Annotated in this window: 7 protein-coding genes; 3 read left to right on the top strand and 4 right to left on the bottom strand. The window is 61.2% G+C overall.

Annotated features, from left to right (window positions below):
* Together RTX98_RS20130 and RTX98_RS20125 are read left to right on the top strand one after the other, a co-directional pair.
* A partial coding sequence (locus RTX98_RS20130; protein WP_312798659.1) for a PfkB family carbohydrate kinase occupies nt 1-246 on the top strand: 246 nt, incomplete at its 5' end.
* Nucleotides 247-254: 8 nt separating this feature from the next.
* On the top strand, nt 255-836 hold the full coding sequence (locus tag RTX98_RS20125) for a phosphohydrolase (protein WP_312798658.1): 582 nt from the start codon (nt 255-257) through the stop codon (nt 834-836).
* Nucleotides 837-880: 44 nt separating this feature from the next.
* Here the strand turns inward: RTX98_RS20125 and RTX98_RS20120 are convergent, their stop codons facing one another.
* The 4 genes from RTX98_RS20120 to RTX98_RS20105 form a co-directional block, all read right to left on the bottom strand.
* Complete coding sequence (locus tag RTX98_RS20120; RefSeq protein ID WP_416223189.1) at nt 881-1771, bottom strand: LysR substrate-binding domain-containing protein; 891 nt, start codon at nt 1769-1771, stop codon at nt 881-883.
* Between the two features lie 208 nt (nt 1772-1979).
* Nucleotides 1980-2549 (bottom strand): L,D-transpeptidase family protein, encoded by a 570-nt coding sequence (locus RTX98_RS20115; protein ID WP_312798660.1) that lies wholly within the window; start codon nt 2547-2549, stop codon nt 1980-1982.
* Nucleotides 2549-3055, bottom strand: coding sequence for a hypothetical protein (locus RTX98_RS20110; protein WP_312798656.1), 507 nt, complete (start codon nt 3053-3055; stop codon nt 2549-2551). Before RTX98_RS20110 ends, RTX98_RS20115 begins: the two co-directional genes overlap by 1 nt.
* Before the next feature lie 16 nt (nt 3056-3071).
* Complete coding sequence (locus RTX98_RS20105) at nt 3072-3479, bottom strand: helix-turn-helix domain-containing protein (protein ID WP_312798655.1); 408 nt, start codon at nt 3477-3479, stop codon at nt 3072-3074.
* Between the two features lie 71 nt (nt 3480-3550).
* Between RTX98_RS20105 and RTX98_RS20100 the strand changes: the two genes are divergently transcribed.
* Nucleotides 3551-4346, top strand: a 796-nt coding sequence (locus RTX98_RS20100; protein ID WP_312798654.1) for an NAD(P)H-binding protein, incomplete at its 3' end; no start/stop codon positions are given.

Genomic DNA, 4346 nt, shown 5'->3' with positions numbered 1-4346 from the left:
GGCGACGGCGCGCTGGCGGTTGCGCCGGAACTCGAAATCCGCGTGCCGGCGCTGTCGATCAAGCCGGTCGATACGGTGGGCGCGGGCGACACGTTCTGCGGTGCATTGGCGGCAGGCCTGCATGCCGGCCTCACCATGGAAGACGCCTTGAAGCGCGCGGCCGTGGCTGGGGCGCTGGCCTGCTTGAAGCCTGGAGCCCAACCGTCCATTCCGACGCAGGCCGAGATCGACGCAGCGTTGCAGTAGGGGATCAGATGCCGGAAGACTCGCTTGCCACGCTGGGCCTTTTGCCGGCGATCACCGATCGGTGGTTCGGGCAGTTGTCCGAGCCACAGCGGCATTATCATACGCTCGAGCACATCACGGCCATGCTGCGCAACGTGCCGGAAGATGCGGCGCATTCACGCGAGTTGATTGCGGCGATCTGGCTGCATGACATCGTGTATGACATGACCGCCGGCGACAACGAGGAGTGTTCGGCGGATCAGGCTGCCTGCGACCTCGCCGGAAGCGATGTGGCGATCAAGGTGGTGCAGCGGCTGATCATGGGCACCAAGCGGCACGAGCCTTCGGAGCACCCGTTGGACGCCTTGATGAGCGATCTCGATCTGCTGATCCTCAGCGAAACGCCAGAGGCGTACCAAACCTATGCCGCGCAGATCCGGCGCGAATACGCGCATGTGCCTGAAGACATCTATCGTGCAGGTCGAGCGCAGGTGCTGAGCCAATTTCTGCAAGCACCGATCTATCAGACTGAGCGCTTTGCTTCGCGGGAGGCTCGGGCACGAGAGAATTTGGCTTCCGAGATCGCCGATCTGCAAAGTGGCTCAGCCTAAATATAGCCGGCTAATTCTTCACAGCTGTGGTTGTTTGTGTGCGCTTATCGGCCGTTCAACTGACCGCTGATTGTCGTCTTGCACCATGCAGCAAATCGTCCGGCTGCGGGCGAAAGGCGAGAGAAGTCGCGGCATACGAGCCAGTATGCTCCATAGGATATGGTCTGGTTGAAGGGACGCACGAGGCGCCCGCCTCTTACATCTTCCGCAACAAACAGAAGATCGCCGAGACCTATCCCGTGTCCGCCGCGGATCGACTCCAGCATGACATCGGAAAAGATCGGCCCGCGCAGATCTCTTGGATCCATAACGCCGACGGCATCGAACCATTGAGACCACGCATCACGATTTTCCTCGTGCAGAAGCGGGTAACCAAGAAGGTCCTCCGGTCGCTCGATTGGACCGCGCATGGCAGAGGGCGCGATCACGGGGGTCATCTGGACGTCGGCGAGATGCTGCGCCTGCGACCGTGGCCATGATCGCCTGGTCAAACTCCAGCGGATGGCAAGCTCTGGCTCATGTTCGCGAAACTGATCCAGGCGCGCATCCGCTTCGACCTGAAGGTCGATATCAGGATCGCTGGCCTGGAAATCGTGCAGATGAGGGATCAACCAACCCGTAGCGAATGAGGGTTCGACGCTGATCCTCAAAGTCTGCACAGGCTTCAACGCTGCCAGCCGTGCCATGCCATCATCCATCTGCTGAAATGCAGGTGTCAGAGCGTTCAGCAGTTGCTCGCCTTCACGCGTCAGTGCCACCGACCGGTGCAGCCTTTCGAACAGGATATGCCCGGTGAGCTGTTCCAGTTCCATGATCTGCCGGCTGATCGCGCCTTGCGTGACGCATAATTCTTGCGCCGCTGCTGTGAAGCTCAACAGGCGTCCTGCCGCTTCAAAGCTGCGCAGCGCCGTCAGGGGAAGTCGCCCACGCCGCATCACATGACCTCAACTCATTCCAGGACGGTTGTAAACTCGTTTGAGCAAAGAGGCTATGCGGATGAACAGTGATGCAAAGGAGAGCGTCATGCTTGCATCACTGAATGAACTCATGGCCGATGTGCTTCGGCTGCTGACCTTCCAACATGATCCCGCGCATAGGCGACCGCGGCGGGACAGCGATCCGGCAGACAAGGCCAAGCGCTGATCAGAGCGGCTGCGGACCTGCGTGGATTTCGATCGGCGTGCCGGTGGGCACCAGGGACCAGATTTCCTCCATCTCCGTGTTGGTGACGGCGATGCAGCCGTCGGTCCAGTCGGTGAGATGGTGCAGCGGGCCGAACAGGCCCAGGCCGTTGGGCAGGCCATGGATCATGATATTGCCGCCCGGGCTGACATTCGCCCGCTGTGCGGCATCACTGTCGGCGGCGTTGGGGTAGGAGATGTGAAGGCTGAGATGGGCAAAGGAACGAGGGTTGCGCCAGTCGATGAGGTAGCGCCCTTCCGGTGTGCGCTCGTCACCTTCCTGTTGCTTGTGGCCGGCATTCCAATTGGCGCCCATGGAAATGCGGTATGTCCGCAGGACCCGGCCATCGCGCAGCAACTGCATCCGCTTGTCTGCCTTGGACACGACGATGAGATCGGCTTGTGACGCGGCATCGGCGAATGGCGGCGGCGTTCCCGATCCGACACGCGCCATGACCTTTGTGTAGCCGAACCCGCCAGTGGCCAGTAAGGCGACCAAAGCGAGGAGCCCGAGAGCAGGCTTTAGCCGCATCATGGCCGGATCTCGTTCCTGTTTGCGATAATGGATTCCGGATCGCAATAAAGCTTGGTGACCTCGGTATCCTTCTTGTCATTGGTGAAGGCGTCGAGGCTGGAATAAACCCGCACCTCCCCATCCCGGATACCATCCGGCTGTCGTTCGTCCTCCGTGATCGTGAAGGAATAAACATAGTCGCCGCGCTTGAAGCCGACTGCCATTGTGAGGTCGGTCGGATGATCGACCTCGGTGTCCTTGGTCGAAAAGTAATAGCCATCGGCTTCGAAATAGAGCTCGGCCGGCTTCGTGCCGGTGACATAGGTGTAATAGCCCTGCTTCTTGCCGGGATGCGCATCCGTGTTCGGGATCAGGCAAAACTCCGCGCGCGCGTCGCGCTGGGGAATGGTGCAGGAAAACAGGATCTGCCACGGCGGGATGCAGTTGGCTGCGGCCGGAGACGACGCGAGCGTCACTGGACTGGCTGCCATGAGCAGCATTGTGACTGTTGACGTCTTCCTCATGTATCCCTCCACCCCGTTATTTCTGGATTGACCTTGCATCGAAGGATGCGCGCGAGGCCTCTATGCCCGACTTGGTTCGGCGGCTCCATTCCACCAGCGCTGCAACCTGGGCGGCGAAGGACTGGCCGATCGGGGACAGTTCATAGGTGACGCTTGGCGGGATGCTGGGCTCGACGTGGCGGAGCACATGGCCATCACGCTCGAGGCGGCGCAGAGTCAGGGTCATCATGCGCTGCGAAATGCCTAGGAGCGCTCGTTCCAGCTCGCGATAGCGGCGCGGGCCGGCGGACAATTCGGCAAGCGTCATCACCGTCCATTGCTCGCCCAGCCGATCGAGGATCATGCGCAAGCCGCAATCCTCATGATCGGCCGATCCGCAAGGCGCGAGGTCAGGAATGCGAACATCCGTGTGCGTGTCGAACAAAACAGTGCCTTCTTATGCGGTGTGCCGAACACCCTTAGTTTAGCTGCGAAGCATACGAAAAAGGAAGTTCCATGATCTTGATTACCGGCGCCTCCGGGCAGCTCGCCTCGATGGTGGCAGAGCGGGCGCGTCAGAACGGGCTCGCTGTTATCAGGGCCAGCCGTTCGCCTGATGCCGATCGGCAGATGGACTTCGACCAACCGGACACGCTGGATTTCAGCGGCGTAGATACCTTGTTGCTGACATCCGCCGGTTATGCCGAAGACGATGTGGTCATGCGCCGCCACGGCGCCGTGCTTGCGGCGGCTTCAGCAGAAGGCGTGAAACACATCATCTATACCAGCCTGAGTAAGGCCAGCCATCACCTCGGCTTCGCACTGGCGCATCGCTGGACCGAGCGGCAGATCATGGCGAGCGGTATGGACTGGACGATCCTGCGCAACGGTCTTTATGCCGAATTGATCGGTGCGCTTGCCGCGCCCGGCCGCGACGGTCGCATCACGTCGCCGTTCGGCAACGGCGGCATTTCGGCGGTGGCGCGGGGTGATCTGGCGGAAGCAGCGGTCGCCGTTCTCAGCGATCCTGCGGCTCATGCGGGACGATGCTACGAGCTGTCCGGCATGAAGGCGTTTTCGGTGCCTGAACTCGCCGCGCGGATCGGTTGCCCATATGAGCCGGCGAGCCTGGAGGCGGAACGGACAAGGCTTGCCGCCTTGCCGCTCCTGCCCTTCCAGGCGCCCATGCTGCTGTCGATCTGCTCAGCTGCGGCCGCCGGCTTTCTTCAAACGGAAGCCAGCGATCTGGAGACCTTGGTTCCCCAGCCACAGGACGCCTTTGCTGTGGCTTTTGCGGCCGCCAACAGTGCCC

It is taken from the genome of Tianweitania sp., from assembly GCF_032053605.1.
GTDB lineage: Bacteria > Pseudomonadota > Alphaproteobacteria > Rhizobiales > Rhizobiaceae > Tianweitania.
This window is presented reverse-complemented; position numbering and strand designations above follow the sequence as displayed.